Source organism: Crocosphaera sp. UHCC 0190, assembly GCF_034932065.1.
In the GTDB taxonomy this organism is placed as follows: Bacteria; Cyanobacteriota; Cyanobacteriia; order Cyanobacteriales; family Microcystaceae; genus UHCC-0190.
The window spans coordinates 96,659-120,727 of the sequence record NZ_JAYGHP010000013.1 but is presented as its reverse complement, the minus strand read 5'-3'; the positions used below and the strand labels follow the sequence as shown (position 1 = coordinate 120,727).

Here is a 24,069-nt window from a genome sequence, read left to right as displayed (position 1 = left end):
TTTCTCCTACAATTAGGCTTTAAAGAGAATCAAAAAAAAATTTTGAGAAATCAAATGGTTTTATCGATTTTTAGTCTAAGTCAGGGGGGAATTTGTATGTTGTTTAAAGCAATGAGTTGGGTGATAGGGACGATAGTCTAAAGTCTAGCTGAGGTGTTTAAATGTACGAAGACTTTAATTACATTACTGATAATAACTTTTTAACAAATTATTGGTGGCACGAAAAAGTCGTTTGTCAAAAGTGTAAAGGAAATGGGAAGTTAATGGCTGCAGATAGTCAGAATATGACTGCTTGTCCTGTCTGTCACGGAACAGGGAAAGTTCAACGTCATCAACAACAAGACGCTTCTGTGGCTTAGTGTTGATGACAGTAACAAATTATCTAGTAACAGGGGACTGATCCCCGTTAACTTCAATGTAGGGGCAATTCATCAATTGTCCCTACTGCTTATTGCATAAACTCGCAAACTGTTGTAAGTCATTCTTCTTTTTAGGGGACAAACTACCTAAGAAAAAAACTGTAAGGTGGGCAATTCCCACCCTACTTAGTGTAGATCTAAAGTTGTTTGTATTCCTGTGGTTTCCCGTTGCTTTTCAGCAGATTTCAGGACTTCAAACATCAACCCAATATCAATACGTTTTTTTTCTTCTAAAATCTCTGGAATGGTGACAATTTGTATTTTGTCAACAGTCTTATTCATATATTTACCTTGATAAATACCCGCAGCTTTAGCAGTTTTGATCATGTCTTTGGTGGGAGGTCTTAAGGTGATAAAAATGCCAATAGCAGCTTGTTGTAGAATTATAGTTCCCTGTAAATCTCGAATATCTCCTGATTTTACTTTACCTGATTTTACTTGAAAAATTATTTTTTCTCGCTCATCTTTATCTCCTTGGAAATAAGCAACCCCATCAATGCCTTGATCTGCCCCTTTTTTGGTATTAATGACGGCGCGGTTATTACTGTAGGTTAAAACTGCCCATTTCTCAAATTCTTTACGGGTACGATCATCGGTTTTGTTAGCTAAGGCGATCACAGACTTTATGTCTTTAGGAATACCATTGAGTTGTATGTTATCTAAAACGTTTTTACCAAAGGAATCTTCGAGTCGTTTTAAAATGAGACTAATACTTTGATAAGTAATATCAATACCAATCCAAGGACGATTTAATCTTTCTGCTACTGCAATGCTTGTCCCACAACCACAATAAGCATCTAGAATTATATCCCCTTCATTACTGCTTGCTTTGATGATTATTTCTAATAATGCTTCAGGTTTTTGTGTGGGATATCCTAATCTTTCTTTAGCTGTATTAGTTAAAATTGGTATTTGCCACCAATCAAAAGGAATACGTCCTAGTTCATGCTTTCTTTGATAGGCTTTCCCATTAACTATTTTATGTTCAACTTTTTCTGGAGAAGAATAAGCTTCTCTTACTAAATCAACATTAAAAACGAAATTGTTATTTGATTTACAATAATACAAAATTATATCATGTTTTTTAGAAAAATGAGATTTACTAGCACCACCTGAACCATAACACCAAACGATTTCATTTTGAAAATCTCCACCTTGACAGCAAAATATAGCATCTAAGATGATTTTTAAATAATGACTTGCTGTGGGATCACAATGTAAATAAAAACTCCCTGTCGGTTTTAAAACGCGGTGAATTTCTACTATTCTTAAGGTCATACTTACCAAATAAGCAAGCAAACTACCTTTCCCTAAAACTTTAGTTAATCCTGAAATTAAATCAATACTTTGACTGGTAAATTTACCATAATAGTTTTCTTGAATTTCTGCTAACTCTTGATTAGCATGATCATCCCAAATCCAAGTATCCACAAATGCTTGTGCCTGTAGTTGATCTTCTTTGCCAAGATTATGATAAATTTGATTATAATTACGTTTAGAATTAAAGGGGGGATCAATATAACATAAATCTACTGATTCATCTTTGATATGTTTTCTTAAAACTTCTAGATTGTCCCCGTAAAAAAGTTGATTATTCATCTTTAATTAATTTGGAGTGTAGAGTTAATCCCAAACAGATTAAATACTACAATAATTTGAGAGGTTAAGCATTCATTCTTAAACAAAATTATCCTATAAAATCGTTGAAAAAATGTTAGTAATGGTGTTGTATTCTCTACAATGCGATCGCCCTCCCTATTGATTAACCAAAATTATTAAACCTTGTATAAAACATGATTTATTTCAATCAATCAAACCTCTTAACATAACTTCACTGAGAGCTACTTTTTCCTGATTTTACTAAAATTTGCCCGAAAATGAGATTTTGGCTATTTTCAGAATGCGTTATACTAATGTTAGATCCTAGAAATCTGTCTAAAAATCAAGTTACACATCTCAAAGCCCTATATTCCGTTACTCCCCTACTTCTCTCCATCCCCAAAAATAGCCCGATTTGAGCAGTAACCCCAACAATACATAGTTACTAATAAACAAGAATTGTAAACTGAGCTTGACAAAAAACTCATAGATTTGTAGGGGGAATTCATGAATTCCCCCTACTGTTGTGATTGATACAGAAAAAATAGATAAAATGATTAATCTTTTAAGACTTCGTTTATTGACTTAAAGTATGATGATTTCATGACAGAATATTATAGGTAAACATCAAGATTTATAGAGACTGTACTAAAGAATAGTGTGGTTTAGAAATATTGTTGAAATTATTATTAAATGAACCTTAAACAATAAAAGAATTTAACAAAAATTACTGCATAATTACAGAAAAACCTATCAGAGACAGTCTATGGCTAATGTTCTTTGGCTGCAAGGCGGGGCCTGTTCTGGGAATACCATATCCTTTCTCAATGCAGAAGAACCGACCTTAGTAGACTTAATTACCGACTTTGGGATTAATATCTTATGGCATCCTTCCCTCGGTTTGGAATTAGGCGATGATTTACAACAACTCTTACAGGACTGTGTTAGTGGCAAAATTCCCGTCGATATCCTAGTATTTGAGGGAACAGTCGTTAATGCCCCCAAGGGAAGCGGAGAATGGAACCGTTTTGCGGGTCGTCCCATGAAAGACTGGTTAGCAGATCTTTCTAAGGTTGCCGCTTTTGTGGTTGCCGTGGGAGACTGTGCCACCTATGGGGGAATTCCGGCCATGGAACCCAACCCCAGCGAGTCCGTAGGCTTACAATTCCTGAAACGGAAGGAAGGGGGTTCTCTAGGGACAGACTATCGTTCTCAAGCGGGTCTACCTGTTATCAATATACCGGGGTGTCCTGCTCATCCTGACTGGATTAGTCAAATTTTGGTAGCAGTGGCCACGGGGAGAGTGGGAGACATCACCCTTGATGAGTTTCACCGTCCCGAAACCTTTTTCCGTAGCTTTACCCAAACAGGTTGCACGCGGAATATGCACTTTTCCTATAAAGCAAGTACCCAAGACTTCGGACAACGTACCGGATGTCTCTTTTATGATATGGGTTGCCGTGGCCCCATGACTCATTCTTCCTGTAACCGTATTTTATGGAATCGGGTATCTTCTAAAACCCGTGCGGGAATGCCCTGTTTAGGTTGTACCGAACCAGAATTTCCCTTCCATGATCTTAAACCAGGAACAGTCTTTAAGACGCAAACCGTGATGGGTGTTCCCAAAGAATTACCCCCTGGTATTAATAAGAAAGATTATGCCTTATTAACCGTTGTGGCTAAAGATACCAGTCCATCTTGGGCCAGCGATGACTTTTTTACTGTGTAATAATCTGTAGGGGCATAATATATTATGCCCTTATGTTATAAAACATTTAATCATTCTTGAGAGGAGCAATATGGCAGTTCAAAAATTAGAAATATCTCCGGTTGGGAGAGTCGAAGGAGACTTAGATGTTAGAGTTGATATTGAAGATGGCTATGTAGTCAATGCTTGGACAAAAGCTGAATTATTTCGCGGTTTTGAAGTAATTTTAAGAGGAAAAGACCCCCAAGCAGGACTAATTGTTACCCCCCGTATTTGTGGTATTTGTGGCGCGTCTCACCTTAGTTGTGCATCTTGGGCCTTAGATACAGCTTGGGGTACAGAAGTTCCTCGTAACGCAATTTTAGCCAGAAATTTAGGGCAATTAGTTGAGACTATTCAAAGTCATCCTAGACATTTCTATGCTTTATATGCCATTGATTTAACCAATAAAAAGTATAAGAATAGTCCCTTTTACGAAGAAGCTTGTAAACGGTTTAGTGCCTTTACTGGAACATCTTACGAAATAGCCATTACTACCTCAGCAAAACCCGTAGAATTATATGCTTTATTTGGGGGACAATGGCCCCATTCAAGTTATATGGTTCCTGGGGGTGTCATGTGTGCGCCTACCCTAACAGATGTTACCAGGGGTTGGGGCATTATGGAGTATTTTCGCACCAATTGGTTAGAACCCGTTTGGTTAGGATGTTCCTTGGAAAGATACGAACAAATTCAAACCTATGAAGATTTCTTAGAATGGTTAGATGAGAGTCCTAATCATGCTAACTCTGACCTTGGGTTTTATTGGCGTATGGGGTTAGATATTGGGTTAGATAAATATGGTGCAGGGCCAGGTAAATATTTAACTTGGGGTTATCTTCCCCATGAAGACAAATATCAAAAACCCACCATTGAAGGACGCAATGCTGCCGTCATCATGAAAGGTGGTGTTTATGATAGCTTTACCGATACTCACCAGATGGTAGACCATACCTTCACCCGCGAGAATACCAGTCATGCTTGGTATGAAGAAGGCACTGCTGATGTTCATCCTTTTGATCGTACCACCGTACCCAAAGAAATTAATACCGGAGACTATGAAGGTAAATATTCCTGGTCTACTGCGGTAAGTCATAAAGACTTAGGCCGTATGGAAGTGGGTTCTCTAGCGCGTCAGTTAGTTGCTGGTGGTAAACATGGGGAAAGTTGGCAACATTATGATGGTTTAGTCTTGGATATGTTCAAGAAAATGGGTGGCCCTAGCATTCATTTACGGGAGTTTGCACGGATGCACGAATCCGTTAAACTGTATCGGGAAGTAGAACGGTGTCTGCGGGAATTTAAGTTAAATGACCCCTGGTACATCAAACCCACGGAAAAAGATGGCCGGGGTTGGGGTGGTACCGAAGCAAGTCGCGGGGCCCTTTGTCACTGGGTTGAAGTCGAAGGGGGCAAAATCAAGAATTATCAGGTAATTGCCCCGACTACCTGGAATGTGGGGCCAAGGGACGGTAATCATACCAGAGGGCCTATTGAAGATGCCTTAATTGGTATTCCTATCGAAGACCCCACCAACCCCGTAGAAGTGGGTCATGTGGCCCGTTCTTTTGATTCTTGTTTAGTTTGTACGGTTCACGCTCATGATGCCAAGACAGGCAAAGAATTAGCCAGGTTCCGTACTAATTAAAGTTGGTGTAGAGTGGGCAATGCCCACCCTACTTTTTTCTACTTATGCGCCTCAGAAATTCTGCTAAAATGCTATTCACTCGCTAATTTTTGCGTTATTATCATAAATTATCTAAAAAACAATCATGAAAGCAGAATTGACAGCAATTATTGAAACCGCACAAGAAGGAGGATATTGGGCTATTTGTCCTGAAATTCCTGGTGCCAATGGTCAAGGGGAAACGATTGAAGAAGCCAAAGAAAGCTTAAAAAGTGCGATTCAATTAATTTTTGAAGATCGTTTAGCTGATATTTGATGAAACGAAATAAAGATGATATGTCTAAAACACTTTACGACCAAGATTTTCAAAAGTGGATAGAAACAACTATTTATCAATTACAAAAGGGTGAATTTTCCTCCTTAGATATTGATCACTTAGTTGAGGAATTAACAGACTTGGGAAAATCAGAGAAAAGAGCATTAGAAAGTAATTTGATGATTCTTTTAGCTCATTTACTCAAACTAAAAGTACAACATGATGCACCTTCATCTATGAAAGATAGTTGGTATGGTTCTATTATTGAACATCGTCAACGAGTTCAGAAAAATTTACGGGATACTCCTTCCCTTAAAGCTTATTTTAAAACTGCGATAGAAAATGCTTATTCTGATGCTCGTAAAATTGCCATTAAAGAAGGTAAACTTGCTAAGTTTGGTGTTTCTATTCCTCAAGAAAATGAATATCCTAAAAGTTGTCCTTTTTCTCAAGAACAGATATTAGATGAAGATTTTTATGGTAATTAATAAATTCTGTAGGGGCATGGCATTTTTAAGATTGTGGGTTAACCATTAAATTTGTATTGCTATGGCCATCTAAATCCTTAACTTCATAAATTGTGTCAAATTTACGGTAAGATGATAAATTGTTCTGTGCAGTAACTAACCGCTTAGACAAGACCAGTGAGGAGCCTGTAAACTGGTTGACAGCAACGTTTCCAGACATAAGCAGGAAAAACATCTGCTTATATAGTCTGATTTTATCTAAGTTTTTAGATAAAAGTCGGCAGCTTGTGCCAAAAATCAGCAAGTTGACCAAAAAAATAAGTGATGGCAACATTTCATTGATGACACTGTGTAAAATATTATGACTGATTCGATTCGTATCTTAATGTGCGCTCCCGACCACTATGATGTAGATTATGTGATTAATCCTTGGATGGAGGGGAATATTCATAAATCTTCGAGCGATCGCGCTGTAGAACAATGGAACAAGCTCTATCACACGATTAAAGACCGGGCCATTGTGGAACTCGTGACCCCCCAAAAAGGATGGCCAGACATGGTATTTACAGCCAATGCGGGTCTAGTTTTAGGAGATAATGCGGTGTTAAGTCGCTTTTTCCACAAAGAACGTCAAGGGGAAGAACCCTATTTTAAAGAGTGGTTTGAGGCCAATGGGTTCACGGTTTATGAACTCCCCAAAGATCTTCCCTTTGAAGGGGCCGGAGACGCTTTATTTGATAGAGAAGGCCGCTGGTTATGGGCCGGATATGGGTTTAGATCAGAATTAGATTCCCATCCTTACATCGCTAAATGGTTAGATACAGAGGTTTTATCCTTACGTTTGATCGATGAACGATTCTATCATTTAGATACTTGTTTTTGTCCCCTGACAGGAGGTTATTTACTCTATTATCCCCCTGCTTTTGATTCCTATTCCAACCGCTTAATTGAATTGCGAATTCCCGAAGAAAAACGCATTATTGTAGAAGAACCTGATGCGGTAAAATTTGCTTGTAATGCGGTGAATGTTAACCACACCATCATTATGAACCAGATAAGTGAAAGCTTACAACAACGGTTAACTAATGTTGGATTTGAAGTGGTACAAACCCCCTTATCCGAATTTCTCAAAGCAGGAGGAGCCGCTAAATGTTTAACCCTGCGGGTTAATGAACCTATCTTAGAATCCGTTCATGCAAGTACCCCCGTTGAAAGTCGTACCGTTCAATTACAAGGTCATCTCCTGGATGCAGGGATCATGAATAAGGCCCTGGATATGATCGTTGAGAATGGGGGTAGTTTCAAGGTTCTTAACTTTGAATTAGGGGTTGAAAGACAAAGCACTTCAGCAGCAGAAGTCCGAGTTTCTGCACCTGCTCATGATGTCATGGAAGAAATCATGACACAATTAATTGATATTGGTGCGGTTGCTCCTCCCCAAGAAATCTGTGATATCAATGTAGAATTGGTGCAAAAAGACGGTGTGGCCCCGGATGACTTCTATGTCAGTACCATTTATCCCACAGAAGTACGGGTTAATTGTGAATGGGTATCAGTGCAAAATCAACGCATGGATGCGGCGATTGTGGTTGATCCCAATACTATGACAGCCCATTGTCAGTTATTACGGGATCTTAAAGTCGGCGATCGCGTGATGGTAGGGGTTGATGGTATTCGTACTGTCAGACAAGCAGAAAACCGCGATCAACGCAACGGTAAAAAAGAATTTACCTTTATGGGGTCAGGGGTTTCCAGCGAACGTCGGGTAGAATTGTTGGTGGAACAAATTGCCTGGGAACTTCGCCAAGTAAGGGATCAAGGGGGTAAAGTTATCGTTACCGCAGGCCCTGTGGTCATTCATACGGGTGGGGCCCAACATCTGGCCAAATTAATCCGAGAGGGTTATGTTGATGCCTTATTAGGAGGAAATGCGATCGCGGTTCATGATATTGAACAAGCGATGATGGGGACTTCTTTAGGAGTTGATATGCAACGGGGTATTCCTGTGAGTGGAGGCCACCGTCATCATCTCAAAGTTATTAACACGATTCGTCGTTGTGGTAGCATTGCCCAAGCGGTAGAAGCAGGAATTATTACCAAAGGGGTGATGTATGAATGTGTCAAGAATAATGTTCCCTTTGCCTTAGCGGGTTCTATTCGAGATGATGGCCCCTTACCTGACACGGAAATGGACTTACTTAAGGCTCAAAGTCGCTATTCTGAACTGATACAGGGGACAGACATGATTTTGATGTTGTCTACCATGTTGCACTCTATTGGGGTCGGAAACATGACTCCTGCGGGGGTTAAAATGGTCTGTGTGGACATTAACCCTGCGGTGGTGACGAAATTAAGCGATCGCGGTTCTGTGGAGTCTGTGGGCATTGTAACTGATGTGGGATTATTCCTCAGTTTACTGGTACAACAATTGGATAAATTAACTCATCCTTATCCTTTAGTTGGAGCCGTATAATTTATGTAGGGTGGGCATTGCCCACCTTACTTTTTACCATCTATCATTATTATCCATTTCTTCTTGCAGAAGTCTAACATAACTAATCAGAAATTCCTCAGCATAATAAGGTTGAGGTGTTTTTGTTTGTAAATAGTCAAACCCCCCACTTGCATAGCATTGATTCTATCAATTCCGTAATCAGTTAAATTTGTAATACTACTAGGATCAATTAAGTCTTTTAAAATCTTTTTAGTCTGACTTTTATCATCTAAACTAAGCCCTTTATCTGACAATTCTGCTTGTATTAATAACCCAATAATTAAGTTTTGTTGGCTTTGATAGTCTGAGACAAAATACTCAACAAAATCTGTAGAATTACTAGCAGCTTCCAAGACACCACGACGCACTTCTAAGAACCTTTTAACAGCTTCTTCCTGATGTTGCCAACGGTTATTTTTATTTGATGATTCTGATACTTTGATTATTTTTTGCGGTTTAAATGTATCATCATCAAAAGGATTAAAATTAGGCGCATACGAGCTAATAAAGTTTAGAGATTTTTCAGAAAGATCTACCGTTTTTAACCCGTCTGCTTTCCCTGTCCAAGCATCTTCAAATTCTTCTATTTTATTTACCACTCTCTCTTGATCAGGGATTATCCAATCACGATAGACATCAATTGATTCATAATTAAAATTATCACCGTTTATAGATTCATTAGCTGAACCCGTAAAAGCAATCATGTCTCCCCAAGGAAAATCAAATATCCCAATTTTCTCATGAAATAAACCTATATTGATGACAATATTTTAAACAAGGGCTAAAAAAATCCTTGCCTAAGTGTGCTTTCCCACTGCGATAATGACTGCTGATGTTTCGGATAATTTCCTTTCCTTCAACTGTCAGAGAGGACGGATGATCTATCTCTAGAAGATCTGACATATAATCTGTAATTGTTCTTTTTCCTAGAGTTCCCTAAAATCTCATGATTATTGCAGTGATTAGATAATTTATTTTGTCGTCATTTTTGGGAAAAGTCCTCATAATAAAAAAACAGACCACCACAAGGCAATCAAAAATGGCCACAATTTTAAGACCGTTGAGTTATCGATATCCTTGGTTATACAACACTGTTTCTCGTCTCAGTGCCCTCCCAGTGGGAGGAGAAGAAAAATTCCGTCATTTAGCCCTAGAAGGACTAACTATTACCCCAGACACCAAAATCTTAGATCTCTGCTGCGGTGGGGGGCAAACAACTCGTTTTCTAGTGGAAAAATCCAACGATGTCACGGGACTTGATGCTTCAGCAACCGCTATTAGTCGTGCTAAAAAAAACGTCCCCCAAGCTGACTATGTGGAAGCATTAGCGGAAAAAATGCCCTTTGCCGACCAACAGTTTGATCTGGTTCATACCAGTGTAGCCTTGCATGAAATGGAACCCCAACAGTTAACCCAAATTTTTCAAGAAGTCTATCGTGTCTTGAAACAAGGGGGAATACTTGCTTTAATTGATTTACATCAACCGACTAATTATCTATTTTGGCCGCCTCTAGGGGTTTTTATGTGGTTATTTGAAACAGAAACCGCTTGGCAACTCATAAAAACCGATTTAGTCGCCCAACTCAAGTCAATGGGGTGGACTGAATGTCAACAACGTCTTTATGGCGGAGGAAGTTTGCAAGTAATTCAGGCCAGGAAATAAGATTGATAGTTAGCCCCTCATTATTTAACCAAGTCTATGTCTAAGGCCAAACTCTTACAGCCCGATCTCATTTTAGGTGATACCATCCTCGGTTTAACCCCAAATATCCTGGAATATTATCACATTCAAGGATTAGTCTTAGATGTGGATGAAACCTTAGTCCCCCTTAAAAAAGCCCATGTCTCTGAGGAATTAAGGCTTTGGGTTGACAGTATTCGCCCAAATACCCCGATCTGGTTAGTGAGTAATAATTTAAGTGAAAATCGGATCGGCAGAATTGCTAAGTCTTTAGATTTACCTTACCTATTAGGGGCAGTCAAACCCTCTCGACGTAAGCTTCGTCAGGCAATTCAGGCGATGGAATTGCCTAATTCTCGCGTCGCTATGGTGGGCGATCGCTTGTTTACCGATGTTTTGGCCGGCAACCGTTTAGGAATGTTTACTATCCTGGTTCAACCGATGGTAGATCCGGCGATCGCCACCCGTTCCTATCCTATCCATAATTTTGAAGTCTGGTTGTCCCAAAAGTTAGGGGTGTCCCTGATGTCCCCGAAACATAAGTTCACGAAACATGAAAAACGGAAAAGAAATGAAACATAAAATCTATCTATTTTAGGTAGAAGGGAACAGTTGTAAGATATTATCAACTATCAATCATAGATTTAGCTGAAGCAATGAACGGCGAACCCTTGTTTTGTGTTAACGACTTACGCATTCAATATCCTAATAGTAACCACTGGGCCGTAGATGGGGTATCCTTTACCCTGCAACCAGGGGAGAAATTAGGATTAGTAGGAGAGTCAGGCTGTGGTAAATCGACTTTGGGACGGGCGATCATGAAACTGCTTCCCAACCTAACACAAATTGAAGGAAAGATCCAGTTGGAAGGCCGATCTATTGTTGACCTAAACCCAGAGGCATTGAGACAGTTTCGGGGGGAAGTTGTCGGGTTAGTGTTTCAAGATCCGATGACCCGTCTTGATCCCTTAATGACTATTGGTGATCATTGTATTGAAACCTTGCAAGCTCATCAACCCCAATTATCTCGAAAAGAAGCGAGAAATGTCGCAATTAAGACCTTAGATAAAGTTAAAATCCCCCCGAACCGTTGGGCCCAATATCCCCATGAATTTAGTGGCGGAATGCGTCAACGGGTGGCGATGGCCTTGGCTTTATTATTGAATCCTAAAATGATTATTGCTGATGAACCTACCACCGCTTTAGATGTTACTGTTGCCGCCGAAATTTTGCAAGAATTAACCCGTTTATGTGCGGAAGAAAGTATGGGTTTATTGTTAATTTCCCATGACTTAGCAATGGTAGGAGAATATTGCGATCGCCTGGCGGTTATGAATGAGGGAAAAATTGTGGAAATGGGGAAAATGCAAGACATTTTACACCACCCGCAACACAATTATACCAAATCTTTATTAAAAGCTGCTTTGCACGTTCAAATAGAAGATGAAGAACCCAATTGTCAGGAAATGGGGCAACCTGAGCAAGCAGAGACAACCCCCTTATTAAAAGTTACAAACCTACAACAATATTTTAGTTTAGAAGGAAATTTTATACAACAATTTTTTTCAAAAGAAACAGAAGTTATTAAAGCGGTTGATAAGGTAAGTTTTGAATTATATCGAGGAGAAATTTTAGGTTTAGTGGGGGAGTCCGGTTGTGGAAAGAGTACCCTATCTCGAACCATTTTACAACTTTTAAAAGCCACTGGGGGAAGCATTGAATTTTTAGGGGAAGAATTAACCCAACTTTCGGAAAAAGAAATGCGTCTTAAACGGCGACAAATTCAAATGATTTTTCAAGATCCCCATGCCTGTTTAAACCCGTTAATGACTGTTGGACAAAGCATTGCCGACCCCTTATTTATTCATCAATTAGCAACGACAGAAGAAGCAAAAAATCAAGTTTATCAAATGTTAGAAAGGGTCAAATTAACCCCAGTTGAAGACTATTATCATCGCTATCCAAAACAATTATCAGGGGGACAACAACAGCGAGTTGCTATTGCGCGGGCTTTAATTACCAAACCCAATTTAGTGATTTGTGATGAACCCGTAAGTATGTTAGATGCCAGTGTACAGGCACAAGTTTTAGAATTAATGTCTGAGTTAAAAGATGATTTCCAATTAACCTATTTATTTATTACCCATGATCTTTGGGTTGCCCGCTTTTTCTGTCATCGAATTGCGGTAATGAATCAGGGTAAAATTGTGGAAATTGGAGACACTGAAAGCATTTTTAAACAACCCCAACATCCTTATACTCAAAAATTATTAAATGCTGCCCCTTTATTAGCTATTTAAGCAGTCAGTCGGGGCGAACTTCTGTTCGCCCCGACAACCAATTTGCGGTATAGTTGCCTAATCATGACATAACAACCCCCAAAGCAAAGAACGGGGTTAAAATTGATTAAATCTATTTTGATGGAGCCGGATCAAGCATAATCTCTAATTTTAGCGGTCAATCAGGCTTTAGTATCCGTTATACCATCTAAAAAGTTATCATGAGGAGAATGAACATGAACGCATCAGAAAAAGCCCAAGGCGTAGAAGTGGCGACGAAAATTGCTGTGATCGTCCATTTATTTAAGTCCCATTTTCCTGATGCGAAAGCCGATCTCAAGCCTTGGCGCAATGATCCTGATACCCTAGAGTTAGTTGATCCCCACTCCATCGATATTGGATTTCATTTACCTGGGTGGAGTCCCCGTTTCCAGAGTCGGAGTATGTTAGTACAAATTCGCTTTCATCAAGATCCCCTAGATCAATCTCAACGATTTATCGGGGTAGAAGCCACAGGTTTTAATTATCAGGGACAAGCCTGGCGACTGTCAACCGTAGAAAATTGGCAATTAGAAGGTAATTATCAACCTGCTGCTGATGTTGGGGAAAAGTTAAAATCCTTCTGTCGGCAGGTGTTTGAGGTTTTTAAGTCCCAAACGAATAATCAATTTTCGGCGTAATTCGACTCTTATCGCAATTTTTACCTTTGAATTGCTAAACTTCAGAAAAAGCCAGGACAGTTCCTAGCTTTCTCCAACTTAGGTGTGTTGTGGTCGGAGTTTAATCGTGATGGTAAAGGTTAGCAATCATCTTTATCATCCCCTGGACAGTCTTTGTCATGGACAATAACACTGTCAAGAATTGAGTTAGGGGCGGCAACTGCCATTGTTTCCACACCGAAAACAAGGAGAAGCGCGATCGCCATTCCTGCTGCCAATTTACGTTTCATGGTTAGTTTACGACTCATGGTTAGTTTATCTCCTTTACTCACACCAAAATGAGAAATTTCTCAGTTCCACCGTAATTTGAAATGGTGGAAGTGTAGATCATCCTCTACTCTCAGGATAGGGCCCCTTTCATCGGATGTCAGTCCCATTTTTTAGACCTGATCTGATGTTGTCAGGGGGAGGCGACATGGAAAAAAGTAGAAAAGAGTAGAATGGACAAATAGAATCCATACCCAATCAAATCCTCAAAATCTGTTAACTTAGTCAAGTTTTGTCTTTATCCGTATCATTATTAATGCGATCGCTATGAAACCAAAAGGCTGGGATCAATTCATCAAAGAAGTTGCCAACGAGCAAAATTTAAAAGGGAGACTCAGAGAGATTTTTTTAGTGCGGTTTGCTTACGAAAATTGGCGAAAACCGGATACGGAAGTTTGGGAACTTGCAGAAGCAGCGAGTCACGAAACCTATAAAAAGCAAATGACAGAACTTTATGGTTGTTTTTCGAGTGAACAACCCAATGGCTGTCCCGAATTAGATCCCCGCAGTAAGGGGCCGGGTAAGTTCCAAATCTTACGAGAATGGCTGAAGGATATCAAATATCCTGATTGGAAACAAGCCTCAACCATGCCAACTTTTGGGACGTTTCCTGTCATTGAGACTCAAACCCAGATTAAGGTTGATTCTCCCATTTATATTCCCCGTCCTCCCATTGAATCAGATTGTTGTCAAGGCATTCTCAAACCTGGGGCCCTAATTCGCATTAAAGCTCCTGAAAAAATGGGTAAAACCTCTCTACTAAATACAATTTTAGCTCATGCAGAAGCCAATGATTGTCGCAAAGTTTACCTAAATCTTCGGGCAGCAGAAGGGGCAATGTTTGCGACTTTAGATAAGTTTTTGCGCTGGTTTTGTGCCAATATTAGTCGAGAATTAGGATTAAAACCAGAACTTAATGATTATTGGGATGAGGAATTATTTGGCAGTTTAGTCAGTTGTAAAACCTATTTTCAAAGTTATTTATTAGAAAATATTGATCGCCCTTTGGCTTTAGGATTAGATAATTTAGATCGGGTGTTTGAATATGCTGATATTGCGAAAGATTTTTTACCTATGTTACGCTATTGGCATGAAGAGGCTAACAATTTAGAAATCTGGCAAAATCTACGTTTAGTGATTGCTAATTCAACAGAGGTTTATATAAAATTAGATGCGAATCAATCCCCCTTTAATGTGGGACGACAAGTTAAGTTACCTGGATTTAATTTAGAACAGGTTCTAATTTTAGCTAATTATTATGGATTTGAATGGTCAGAAGATCCGAAAAAACAACAGTTTGCCAAAGATTTAATTGAGATGCTAGGGGGACATCCTTATTTAGTTCGTTTAGCTTTAGATGCCTTGGCTTATAAGAATATTTCCCAAGAAAAATTATTAGAAGAAGCTCCAACTCAAGGGGGAATTTATGGCAGTCATTTACGTCGTCATTGGAATAATTTACAATCTTCTCCTGAGTTAGCAGAAGGGATGAAACAAGTGGTAAAAACTGAAACCGGAGTCCAATTAGAACCCTCTATTGCTTATAAATTAGAGAGCATGGGATTGATCAATTTATTAGGAGATGAAGCTCACCCTAGTTGTGAATTGTATCATCGTTATTTTCAAGATAATCTTTAATCAGTTTATTAATTAATCCTTACTGTTCATCCTCACAAAAACGATAAAACAAATAACTGTCTTTAAAAGCATGTTGATCTAACACATGATGAATAATCCCTCTTTCGACCAAAATTTGACCTAATTCAAGGGCTTCTTCTCTGCTATAGTTTTGATTTTCAACCAGCCAATTAACTGCCTCTGAACCAATAAAACAGGCTGGATAAATATTCAGACGATAACGACGATCTTCAATGCTAACGCCTTCAGGTGAGCGCATGAGTTTAACTAATGTTTGAAGGTCATTATCAGTTAGTCGGTCTTCTAAGGAATCTAATTCATAATTACCCAGGGAATTAACCAAATCTGGCTCAACTTTTTGGTCAGAATTTGATGAAAGTGGAGTGGTCATTTCCGTTGTCGGTAATATTCCTTGAAGCAACTCTTTAAAGTAAGGTGAGCGTAGATTTAGATCTCGTTGGGGAAAGGGAATTTCAATGCCATAATAACGAAGATTCTTTTCAATAGCATAATTAAGTTCACTTTTGATACGAAATTGATGTCTCGGTTCTTGGAGCCATACCCTCAATTCAAAGTTTAAGGCACTCTCTCCAAAGTCTTGAAATAATACCTTGGGGCGAGGGGTTACTAAGATTTCCTGATGCTCCCTAGCGGCTTGTAATAAGGCTAATCTAACTCGTTTAATATCAGAACCATAGGCAACACCAACGGGAATACGAATCGCTGAAGTCGCATCTCCATGAGACCAATTAATGACTTCACTTTCCAAAAAACGGGAATTGGGAATGATAATAGAAACACCATCCCAGGTTTTGATTTGGGTACTTCTAGCCCCCACACTTTGTACTGTTCCTACTAATTCTCCTAACTTAATAAAATCCCCTATCTGAATCGGTCTTTCTAGGATAATAATTAAACCACTAATAAAATTATTGGCAATATTTTGCAGTCCAAATCCAATCCCGACCCCCAACACACTGGCGATAATTGCCACAGCACTGAGGTCAAGTCCCCAAAGTTGTAATAAAATAATGAAGCCTAAAAACAGTAAAATATATTGAACTAAAATAGCCACCATCTCTTGAACGCTTCGATGGGTTCCTAAGCGACTTAAGAGATAGGCTTTTAAGAAAAAAATAACCCCTTTTACAAAAAACCATAAGCCTACTGTTAGGGCCAAAAGTAATAGTAATTGAATCGCCGAATAACTGTTTTTACCTAAACTAAAAATTGGTTGCTCTAACAGCATTCTGATTTGATAGAGTCTACTTCGTGTCATGGGAAATAAATGACATATATAAGTAAAGACACTTAACCAAAGAACGATGGGACTAATTAATAAAAAAATGCGCCAAAAGGGTTGGATCAAGGGTTGTCTTAAATAAACAGTTTCTCTGGGAAGATTCCTCTCACTTTGTTCCTGTCTCTTATTCAACATTCCCAGAAAAATCAACCCAAATTGAATCACACTTGCTCCAAAAACGGCTCCTAAACTCCATAAACCCGCACGACGTAAATAAGAAGATGTTCGCTCAAATTGACCTTGTTTCAAGGCTTTTTCTAGGTGTTTTTTCCAAATAACTGCTTGCTCAAAAGGATTACTCCCGGCAATCACATCCACTTCCGTCACACTGAGTAAATGACGTTTTGTTGTGTGATTGCGAATCACTGTTTGCTGGCGATTTTGAAAAACAATGATATCAACGGGTTCCAGCGATCGCACTTCTTCGGCTAAAATTTCGTTAATTACATTCGCTCGTTGTTGTGCGCTAAAGTTATTGAGAGAGCCAACTTGAAATAATACATGACCATCCACCACAATGGGTGCTTTCTCTGTGGGATTAAGGTTCGGACTTTGGGCGGAAATTGACAGAGGAAGCCAAATAATCATTAAAGTCAATAAAGTCCAGTAAAAATAATTAGTCTTTTTTCTTAAATAAGTAGACATTATCCTTTTCATAAGTTAAAGAAAATTGAGGTATTTGTGCAATTTTTTGTTTAATAGTTTCAATTAATTCTGGGGAACTTGCTCTCCCCGGATGACGTTTATTTAATAAGATATAATCAAATTGGTTTAAATCAAACCCATCTGCCCCATCTTCTGCTAATTTAATCAGAGGACGTTGACTAAGGTGAGGTGCGATATAAGTTGAGGTTAAGACATTCCCTTTGGTCGAAATTTGACTGATAGCTGATTGAGTTGCTTTCCAGGTATCAAGAGACTCTAAATATCGAGAGGTAAAATAGCCAAATTTTGCTAGGGCTAAAAATCCAATGAGTGACCAAATAATTATATATTTTTCTTGTCTAAACCAGGCTTTTTCTGTTGCCATTGTAGCGATTACTGAAACCATTAAAAAGGGAATAATCGGTAAAGAATATTGATGTAATAAATCTTTTTGTAAGAGATCTTGGGATAATAAATTCATGGCTAAAACAGGAATAGCACCCACTAAAGGGGAAAGATGCCTAAAAGATAGACCCCAAATTAAAGGCATTAACAATAAAAGTAAATATTCTAAATTGGCTAAATTAAATAATCCTTGTAATAATAACCAAGGTTTAAAGATAAAGTTGTGAATGATTTCTGCAAAAGAATTGCCTAAATAACTAAATCGAGAAATATGTCGCCCAATATTGGCACTATTATCACTAAAAAAGGGAATAATTACCTGGGTACTAATAATAAACCAAGCAATGCCTAACCCCAAAGCAATAGAACCATATAACTTTTTTTTATTTAAAAATAGTAACCAAATTCCCATAAAAGCAACCGTTAAAGATAAGACCCCTTTACAACTTAAAATAATTATAAGTGCTAAAATGAATATCCCTAATTTATTGGCAAAAGCTGCTAAAATAGCCCACAAAATAGCAGGAATAGCAATTACATCAGGGTGAAAATCAAATAAATTAATATTAAAAAGTAAGGGATACAGTAAATAAACTAAACTAAGGGTTAAAGATTGGTATTTATTTAAACCTTGATGTTTAGCTAAATACCAAATTGGTAAAGCCCCTAAACTTAAAGACAATGCTTGTATAAATAACAACCAATAAACCGACGGATAAAGCTTATAAAATAAGGATAGAGGATAGAAAATCAAAGCCGCATGATCCCCTAAAATATGAATATTTAGAAAAGAAGAAATAGGCGGTTGATTCTGACTAATTAAGTAAATGGCTTGATCAAAAATTGCTAAATCCCAAGCCGTTGACTGAAATAAAATATGTTTTAAAACACTGCAAATAAACAGAATTAATGTATTAATAATAATGAGAAAACTGAGTGGACTAAGGTGGAGTTGAAAAAATTTCATTGAAAAAATCAATATAAAACCGTCATTTTAACCCTTTCAAGTAGCAATTTTCAATTGAGCCACTATCTCTGATGATGGCGATCGCTTACTCGGTGTGTATGGCTTTGGAAAATTTTTAATGATCAACACATAATCATTACATAAACCTTAAACTTAGCATTTTTAACCGAAATTTAACGATATAAAAATCTTTTCTTATTTTAAAGCAAAGATACTAAACATTTGTGAGGATATCTTAGCGATTGTCGTCAAGATAACAAACAAATCTTCATCTGCACACACTGTCCCTAACGAGGAGAAAATGGAAAACTTATTAAAAATTGCTGTTAGCCTAACAACAACAGCTAGTGTGGTTGCTCTGGGGGCAAATGCTGCTCAAGCTCAGTTTACAACCCAATATCCCACTGCTCAAATGCAGGGGTTAAACAGTTGGAATACCGAAGCTATTTTTACGGTAGGCGAAACCATTAATGGTTACACCCCAACCGGGATTTTAGACGGAATTGGAGCCTTTAAAATCAATGATAATACCGTTCGGATTCTGGTTAACAGTGAAATTGCTGCTGGCTTAGGGGCTTCTTACAACCTCAATACCAAAGACGGTAATGCCATCAATGATCTAACCGTTGGCGGTGGTGCTAGAATTCATTATTTTGACATTGATTCTAACACCCGTACCGTTAAAGATGCGGGGTTAGCTTTTGATCAGATTTTTGACCGCGCTGGAAATCTCATTGAAAATGCTAGTCAATTTCCTTCTGGTGCCTCTTTAAACCGTTTTTGCTCTGGTCACAGTTTTGATGCTGGAACTTACGGTTTTGTGGATAATGTGTACTTTGCCGGAGAAGAAACTGGCGGCGGAACCCAGTTTGTCTTAGATGTTGATTCTATTAGCCAAAGTCCCTTGGGTGGAGCCTTATATGCTGCTCCTGCGGTTGGTCGTGGTGCTTGGGAAAATGTCACCGCTCTAGAACCTACCAATGCCAATCAAATCGCCTTACTCTTAGGAGATGATAGATCATCAAGTCCAACGGAAGGGCCAGGCGCACCTCTTTATCTCTATCTTGGAGATAAGAATGCAGTCGGTGATGGTAGTTTCTTAGATCGCAATGGTTTAGCCCAAGGAACCCTCTATGTCTGGGTAGAAGATAGCGGAGATCTTAATCCTTCTACCTTTAATGGAACCGGAAATTCTCGCACTGGCAACTGGGTAGCAGTAGATAATACTGGTACAGATCCTGATGGTTATGCAACACAAGCTGAGTTAGATGCTAACGTCGCTGCTTTAGGTGCTTTCCGCTTCTCTCGCCCTGAAGACCTTTCTACTAACCCCTTCAACGGTTCCCAAGCAGTGTTAGCTTCTACCGGAAGCAGTTCATTTGGCGATCTTTGGGGAACCACCTACACCATTGATAATGACTTAGCTAACCTTACTGCTAGTGTTTCTATTCTTTATGATGGAAACGAGCCAGGAAATCAAGACTTTGGCTTACGTAGTCCTGATAACTTAGACTGGGCTGATGATGGTTATATCTATGTTCAGGAAGACCGCGCATTAGGTGCATTTTGTCAAACCAGTGGAGAAGAAGCTTCTATTTGGCAACTTGACCCCACAACACCTGGAGCAGCAACACGAATTGCTCAAATGGATCGCAGTGTAGTAGCTCCTGCTGGTGTGACTGATCCTTCTCCCAATGATTGTGGTAACTGGGAAAGTTCCGGCATCTTAGATGTTACTAGCCTCTTTAAGACCAAACCTGGAGAAAAACTCTTTATCTTAGACACTCAAGCCCACAGTCTCAGAGATGGAGTTATTGGGTCACAAGGACTTGTAGAAGGTGGTCAATTGGTTTTAGCTTCTCAACAAGTGCCTGAACCGACTGCAACCCTTGGCCTCTTAGCCTTTGGTACTGCTTTGGGTGTTGGTGCTTCTCGTCGCAAACGTAAATAATTGACTGATTACATCAATCTTCTTTAATTGATGATTGTAGGGACGTTGTATACAACGTCTCTACGTTGTTTCTGCCTAAGTTAAGCTTTTTATCATTTTATTCCCCTCAATCTTGATTTTTATTTATAATTTAGAAATACTAAATTTGAAGATTAAGCATTTTTACTGATGAATGAAGAAGCAAATTTGAGTAAAGTGCAAGAACCCATTAATACGGCTCCTCCTCAAGTAAGAGAAATTATTGAACGGGTTTTACAGTTAGAAAAAGAGAAATTATATCAGCGATCGCCTCGTAATATTAATGATGATATCGTCAAAATTGTTAAAGAAGTAATTCAATGAAACTTTTGTCCCTTAAATTATGTAACTTTCGTCAATTTTACGGCAAAACCCCAGAAATATTTTTAGCTTCTGGAACCCACAATACAACAATTATTCATGGCAATAATGGGGCAGGAAAAACCACGTTATTAAATGCCTTTACTTGGGTGTTATATGAAAAATTTACCGCAGCTTTTGCTTCCCCTAACCTGTTAATTAATAAACGGGCGATCATGGAAGCTGAGACAGGTGCATCAGTTGAATGTTGGGCAGAAATTTATTTTGAACATGATCATCAACGCTATCAAGTTAAACGTAAATGTTATGCTTGTTTAGATAAAAATGGCGTAATTCAATACAGTAATAGTCAGTTTTTTATGTTAGTTTCTGGTGAGGATGGTCGCTGGTATCCTCCCCTACAGCAACCGGAAGATATTATTAACCGAATTTTGCCAGAAAGTTTACATCGATATTTCTTTTTTGATGGGGAACATATCGATTATATTTTTCGTGGCAATGATAAAAATAGAATTGCTGAAGATACCAAAGAATTATTAGGCATTAAAGTTTTAGATCGTTCCATTGATCATCTTAAGAAAGTCGAGAAAATCTTTCAAGATGAACTAAAAATTATTGGAGATATCAATATCAAAAAAATACTCAAAGAACAAACAAAATTAGAACAAGAAAAAGAACAACTTATTGAAAAAGAAGACACTATTATCAAGGAAATTGAAGAGCAAGAGTCTCAGCAAAAAGCTGTCTCAACTCGTTTATTAGAATTAAGTGGGGCTGAACAATTAAAACAACTGAAAGAAAAATTAGAAAGACAAGAAAAATTATTAAGAAGTGACTTGTTAGACTCAAAAAAACAGCTTAAACAGTTAATTTCTAGTCAAGGTTATACTATCTTCTTAACTAATATTATCCCGAAATTTAAAGCCATAATTGCTGATTTACGTCAACGGGGAGAATTACCCAGTGGCATTAAACAGCAATTTGTACAACAATTATTAACCAGACAAAGCTGTATTTGTGGTCAAGAATTATTAGAAGGAAGCAGTCATTATGAACTGGTTAAACAATGGATGAATAAAGCGGGAATTGCCGCCGTAGAAGAATCTGCCATTCGCTTAGAATCTCAAGTTTATGATCTAGAACAAAAAGTCATTGATTTTTGGAAAAATGTTGATGATAAACAGACTAAACTTGAACAGTGTCGCTTAGAATTATCTAGGGTAGAGATTGAATTAGATGAGATTAGCCAAAAGTTCCGTAATTATCCTAACGAAGACATCAGAAAATTGCAAGAAAATTTAGATAAAATCAATCAAAAAATTAGAGAATTGCGCTTAGAACAAGGAGGCATTCAACATCAATTAAAAACCTTAGAAAAAAACCTAGAAACCATAGAAAAAGACCTCAGTAAACAGCAGATAAAAGAAGATAAGCAAAGCTTAGCAAAACGGCGCGTTGAAGGAATAAAAGAAGCAAGAGAACGAATTATTGAAGTTAGAAGTCGTTTAGAAAAACAGTTTCGTCTCTCTCTAGAAATACGAGTACAAGAGATTTTTAGTTCGATTTCTTTTACCCCTTATCTTCCTCGTTTAAGTCAAAATTATGAATTAAATTTAATCGAAAATACATCAGGAATAGCAGTTCCTGTGGCAGCATCAACAGGAGAAAATCAAATTTTAAGTCTCTCATTTATTGGGGGAATTATTGATCGGGTTAGAGAATGGAGTCATCGCAATACTTTAATGGGGCCAGATAGTAGTACATTTCCCATTGTTATGGACTCCCCTTTTGGTAGTTTAGATGAAATTTATCGCCGACAAGTTGCAAAATCAATTCCCCAATTAGCGAATCAATTAATTATTTTAGTCACGAAAACCCAATGGCGCGGAGAAGTACAAGAAGAAACTTATAATTATATTGGGAAAGAGTATATTCTAGTCTATTATTCTCCTAAAGTTGACTGTGAAGAAGATACTATTGCTATTAATGGCGTTAATTATGCTTTAGTAAAACAAAGTCCTAACGAATTTGAATACACAGAAATCATTGAAATTTGTAGGGATAATTCATGAATTATCCCTACAGTAAATTAAGTTTTTAATTCAAACTTTTCCGAATATGATTCTCAATTTTTTTCTTCTGATTCTTATCCGTCAGAGAAAAGTCCCCAAAATCCCCACTACTACTGTTAACATGATTCATGATCCGTCGCTTACGATCATCCCCAAGGGGAGTTGGGGTGGGTTGGGGTATGGGAGTCGGGGAAGGAGTCGGAGGGGGTTCGCTAGTCGGTTTTGGTGGAACATATTGCATTCCGTCTGTACTTTGTTTTAAATGTTCGAGAATTCGCTTTTTGCGATCATCAACGGCCATAATTGTTTTGTGTGTGAAGTTTTGTAACTAAATTTGATTGTAAAGGATTTTTCCTGGTGTGACTACTACTGATGATCTTTGCTTACAATAATAAGAGAAGAGCGATCGCCAAAATTAAAACAGCAATATTATGTTGGAAACTATCTTAAAATCAGAAATTATTTATCCGAGTTCAGACGGGGAACCTATGGCAGAAACTTATATCCATTTATACGCTATTTTGACAACTTTGGAGGTATTAAAACAATATTTATCAGGACAAAAAGCAACAGTTTTAGCTAACCAATTTATGTATTATAGTCAAGGGTTTCCTAGAATGCGAGTTGCTCCTGATGTTATGATTATTTTTAATGTGGAACCAGGAGGGAGAGATAATTATAAAATTTGGGAAGAAGGGGAAGTTCCTCAAGTAATTTTTGAGATGACATCCCCAGGAACTCAAGGTCAAGATCAAGAATTTAAAAAGACATTATATGAACAATTAGGGGTCAAAGAATATTGGTTATTTGACCCTAAAGGAGAATGGATCACGGAAAAGTTAAAAGGATATCGTTTGAGAAATGATGTTTATGAAATCATTGAGGATAGTAGCAGCGAACCATTACAATTACAATTAAAAGTTGAAGGTGAATTAATTGGGTTTTATCGAGAAGATACTGGGGAAAAATTATTGATTCCTGAAGAATTAGCCGAAGCATTAACCCAAAAGGAAGCTGAGTTAACCCAAAAAGAAACTGAATTAGAAGAAGAAAGACAAAAGGTTTCCGAAATGGAGTCTATTCTCGAAAAATATCGTCAACAATTTGGCGAACTCCCTGAATAAATTGATCTTG

The 24,069-nt window shown here is 38.1% G+C and carries 21 protein-coding genes; 15 read left to right on the top strand and 6 right to left on the bottom strand.

From position 1 onward, the window contains the following. The first annotated feature begins 161 nt into the window (after nt 1-161). Nucleotides 162-359 carry a hypothetical protein gene (locus VB715_RS17215; protein WP_323302445.1) on the top strand — a complete coding sequence of 66 codons (198 nt, stop codon included), beginning with the start codon at nt 162-164 and terminating at the stop codon, nt 357-359. A gap of 186 nt (nt 360-545) precedes the next feature. Here VB715_RS17215 and VB715_RS17210 read toward each other — a convergent pair whose 3' ends face one another. Then, nucleotides 546-2,018, bottom strand: coding sequence for a DNA methyltransferase (locus tag VB715_RS17210; protein ID WP_323302444.1), 1,473 nt, complete (start codon nt 2,016-2,018; stop codon nt 546-548). A gap of 766 nt (nt 2,019-2,784) precedes the next feature. On the opposite strand from VB715_RS17210, the gene VB715_RS17205 reads away from it, so the two are divergent. The 5 genes from VB715_RS17205 (at nt 2,785) to VB715_RS17185 (ending at nt 8,648) form a co-directional block, all read left to right on the top strand. After that, entirely contained in the window at nt 2,785-3,747 is a 963-nt protein-coding gene (locus VB715_RS17205) for a hydrogenase small subunit (RefSeq protein WP_323302443.1), read from the top strand. Nucleotides 3,748-3,817: 70 nt separating this feature from the next. Continuing rightward, nucleotides 3,818-5,413, top strand: a complete 1,596-nt coding sequence (locus VB715_RS17200; RefSeq protein WP_323302442.1) for a nickel-dependent hydrogenase large subunit — start codon at nt 3,818-3,820, stop codon at nt 5,411-5,413. 124 nt (nt 5,414-5,537) lie between these two features. Continuing rightward, nucleotides 5,538-5,708, top strand: coding sequence for a type II toxin-antitoxin system HicB family antitoxin (locus tag VB715_RS17195; RefSeq protein ID WP_323302441.1), 171 nt, complete (start codon nt 5,538-5,540; stop codon nt 5,706-5,708). A gap of 20 nt (nt 5,709-5,728) precedes the next feature. Further along, nucleotides 5,729-6,196, top strand: coding sequence for a DUF29 domain-containing protein (locus tag VB715_RS17190; RefSeq protein WP_323302457.1), 468 nt, complete (start codon nt 5,729-5,731; stop codon nt 6,194-6,196). A 340-nt stretch (nt 6,197-6,536) separates the two neighbouring features. Then, nucleotides 6,537-8,648, top strand: coding sequence for a TIGR00300 family protein (locus VB715_RS17185; protein ID WP_323302440.1), 2,112 nt, complete (start codon nt 6,537-6,539; stop codon nt 8,646-8,648). A gap of 86 nt (nt 8,649-8,734) precedes the next feature. Here VB715_RS17185 and VB715_RS17180 read toward each other — a convergent pair whose 3' ends face one another. Then, complete coding sequence (locus VB715_RS17180) at nt 8,735-9,373, bottom strand: hypothetical protein (RefSeq protein ID WP_323302439.1); 639 nt, start codon at nt 9,371-9,373, stop codon at nt 8,735-8,737. A gap of 335 nt (nt 9,374-9,708) precedes the next feature. Here VB715_RS17180 and VB715_RS17175 point away from each other — a divergent pair, with 335 nt between their 5' ends. The 4 genes from VB715_RS17175 to VB715_RS17160 all read left to right on the top strand — a co-directional run bounded on the left by VB715_RS17175 (nt 9,709) and on the right by VB715_RS17160 (nt 13,309). Next, the gene (locus tag VB715_RS17175) at nt 9,709-10,332 is read left to right on the top strand and encodes a class I SAM-dependent methyltransferase (RefSeq protein WP_323302438.1); all 624 of its coding nucleotides are present in this window, start codon (nt 9,709-9,711) and stop codon (nt 10,330-10,332) included. Nucleotides 10,333-10,368: 36 nt separating this feature from the next. Then, complete coding sequence (locus tag VB715_RS17170) at nt 10,369-10,932, top strand: YqeG family HAD IIIA-type phosphatase (RefSeq protein WP_323302437.1); 564 nt, start codon at nt 10,369-10,371, stop codon at nt 10,930-10,932. A gap of 74 nt (nt 10,933-11,006) precedes the next feature. Beyond that, complete coding sequence (locus VB715_RS17165; RefSeq protein WP_323302436.1) at nt 11,007-12,650, top strand: ABC transporter ATP-binding protein; 1,644 nt, start codon at nt 11,007-11,009, stop codon at nt 12,648-12,650. Nucleotides 12,651-12,865: 215 nt separating this feature from the next. Beyond that, the gene (locus VB715_RS17160) at nt 12,866-13,309 is read left to right on the top strand and encodes a hypothetical protein (RefSeq protein WP_323302435.1); all 444 of its coding nucleotides are present in this window, start codon (nt 12,866-12,868) and stop codon (nt 13,307-13,309) included. Nucleotides 13,310-13,428: 119 nt separating this feature from the next. Here VB715_RS17160 and VB715_RS17155 read toward each other — a convergent pair whose 3' ends face one another. Further along, complete coding sequence (locus tag VB715_RS17155; protein WP_323302434.1) at nt 13,429-13,596, bottom strand: hypothetical protein; 168 nt, start codon at nt 13,594-13,596, stop codon at nt 13,429-13,431. Nucleotides 13,597-13,882: 286 nt separating this feature from the next. Here VB715_RS17155 and VB715_RS17150 point away from each other — a divergent pair, with 286 nt between their 5' ends. After that, a complete protein-coding gene (locus tag VB715_RS17150; RefSeq protein ID WP_323302433.1) occupies nt 13,883-15,253 on the top strand; it encodes an AAA-like domain-containing protein in 1,371 nt (456 codons plus the stop codon). Between the two features lie 19 nt (nt 15,254-15,272). Here the strand turns inward: VB715_RS17150 and VB715_RS17145 are convergent, their stop codons facing one another. Continuing rightward, entirely contained in the window at nt 15,273-17,201 is a 1,929-nt protein-coding gene (locus VB715_RS17145; RefSeq protein ID WP_323302432.1) for a mechanosensitive ion channel domain-containing protein, read from the bottom strand. Beyond that, nucleotides 17,173-18,573 (bottom strand): DUF2079 domain-containing protein, encoded by a 1,401-nt coding sequence (locus VB715_RS17140; protein WP_323302431.1) that lies wholly within the window; start codon nt 18,571-18,573, stop codon nt 17,173-17,175. Before VB715_RS17140 ends, VB715_RS17145 begins: the two co-directional genes overlap by 29 nt. Nucleotides 18,574-18,874: 301 nt before the next feature. Here VB715_RS17140 and VB715_RS17135 point away from each other — a divergent pair, with 301 nt between their 5' ends. The 3 genes from VB715_RS17135 to VB715_RS17125 all read left to right on the top strand — a co-directional run bounded on the left by VB715_RS17135 (nt 18,875) and on the right by VB715_RS17125 (nt 22,935). After that, nucleotides 18,875-20,524, top strand: coding sequence for an alkaline phosphatase PhoX (locus tag VB715_RS17135; protein ID WP_323302430.1), 1,650 nt, complete (start codon nt 18,875-18,877; stop codon nt 20,522-20,524). Nucleotides 20,525-20,692: 168 nt separating this feature from the next. Continuing rightward, nucleotides 20,693-20,866 carry a hypothetical protein gene (locus VB715_RS17130; RefSeq protein WP_323302429.1) on the top strand — a complete coding sequence of 58 codons (174 nt, stop codon included), beginning with the start codon at nt 20,693-20,695 and terminating at the stop codon, nt 20,864-20,866. Further along, nucleotides 20,863-22,935, top strand: coding sequence for an AAA family ATPase (locus VB715_RS17125; RefSeq protein ID WP_323302428.1), 2,073 nt, complete (start codon nt 20,863-20,865; stop codon nt 22,933-22,935). The genes VB715_RS17130 and VB715_RS17125 overlap by 4 nt, the downstream gene beginning before the upstream one ends. 25 nt (nt 22,936-22,960) lie before the next feature. Here VB715_RS17125 and VB715_RS17120 read toward each other — a convergent pair whose 3' ends face one another. Then, nucleotides 22,961-23,236 carry a hypothetical protein gene (locus tag VB715_RS17120; RefSeq protein WP_323302427.1) on the bottom strand — a complete coding sequence of 92 codons (276 nt, stop codon included), beginning with the start codon at nt 23,234-23,236 and terminating at the stop codon, nt 22,961-22,963. 130 nt (nt 23,237-23,366) lie between these two features. Here VB715_RS17120 and VB715_RS17115 point away from each other — a divergent pair, with 130 nt between their 5' ends. Continuing rightward, a complete protein-coding gene (locus tag VB715_RS17115; RefSeq protein ID WP_323302426.1) occupies nt 23,367-24,059 on the top strand; it encodes a Uma2 family endonuclease in 693 nt (230 codons plus the stop codon). Nucleotides 24,060-24,069 lie beyond the last annotated feature (10 nt).